2 protein-coding genes are annotated in these 1,151 nt (G+C 44.8%); both read right to left on the minus strand.

Features of this window, described 5'->3' with window-relative positions:
* Positions 1 to 99: 99 nt before the first annotated feature.
* Positions 100 to 741: an IS630 family transposase gene (locus tag F6K06_RS33590; RefSeq protein WP_287245622.1), complete on the minus strand. Its 642-nt coding sequence runs from the start codon at positions 739 to 741 to the stop codon at positions 100 to 102.
* A partial coding sequence (locus F6K06_RS33595; RefSeq protein ID WP_287245625.1) for a winged helix-turn-helix domain-containing protein occupies positions 657 to 1,151 on the minus strand: 495 nt, incomplete at its 5' end. The genes F6K06_RS33590 and F6K06_RS33595, both read right to left, overlap by 85 nt.

The following is a 1,151-nucleotide window of genomic DNA, read 5'->3' on the forward strand; positions in this document are numbered from 1 at the left end:
ATATCATGTCCGGTAGCATCGTTTGTGTATAATAGAGGAGGAAGAAAAATAATTGCCCGGAGCGATATTGCTACGCAACGCTACCGCGATCGCTACTCTTCAAGCACTTGACAAATCATCAGTAGGCCACCAACGAAAACAAGTGAGACCTTGAATGAGCGATCGCTGTTTCATTAAGTTGATACATCGCTCAAAAACGATATCTTCCATCTGGGATAAATTTTCAAAGGTTTGATTACAGATCGGTTCATTAATTATTGGCCAGAGTCGTTCGGCAGGTTGTAGTTCTGGTGTATGGGCTGGTAAGAACTCCAAATGCAATCCCTCTGGAACTTTCAGTTTTTGACTACTGTGCCAACCTGCTCTGTCTAGCACTAATATCATGTGCTTATTTTTTCCTAAACCAAAATGTCCAGCTAAGTCAGCCAACACTTGGTTAAAAACAATAATATTGACCTTGGGCAAAAGCCACCAGTATGTTTCTCCTGACTGGGGATGTACAAACCCATAGAGCCAACACCACTGAAAACGCCAGTTTACCTCTGCAGTTGGTTGTACTCCCACAGGTGTCCATACTCGTCGGAAAATTGGCTTGAGACCCAAACGATGTTCATCCATTGCCCAGAGTTCTACAGTGGCCTCTGGATACTCGGCTTTTAGTTGTTCAAATCGGTGAGAGAGTTTTCTTGCTCCGTCTTTACGGCGAGGAGACCTCGCCGCAGGCGGTGCGCTTTTTTCCATTTCTCTTGTTCGGTTGGAGTTGCCGACTTTTGATGCTGTGGTCGGGGGATTCGTAATCTATATTTCATTGACCGTAAATATTCCCATCCCCTGCGCCGATCAACTCGATGGTCAATTAATTCTGTTAACCAATCCCCCACCTTGCGCCCATTCCATAATCCTCCATCTGGTGCTTTCTCCTGGAGGGCCATTTCTAGGTGGCCTTGCCTTTCATCTGAAAGGAATCCCTTTTGCCCTGGATGTTGATGGCGACGATCTACCAATCCTTCTTTACCTTGCCGATTGTAGCGACGTGCAATTTGACGAATGGCCTCCAAACAATAGCCTGTGACTGAAGAAACTTCTTTTGTTGTTTTTCCTTTTGCTAGAAGCCAAATTATTTGGTATCTAGTCCTTTCTATTGGGTCATA

It is taken from the genome of Okeania sp. SIO1H4, assembly GCF_010672695.1.
Lineage (GTDB): Bacteria > Cyanobacteriota > Cyanobacteriia > Cyanobacteriales > Microcoleaceae > Okeania > Okeania hirsuta.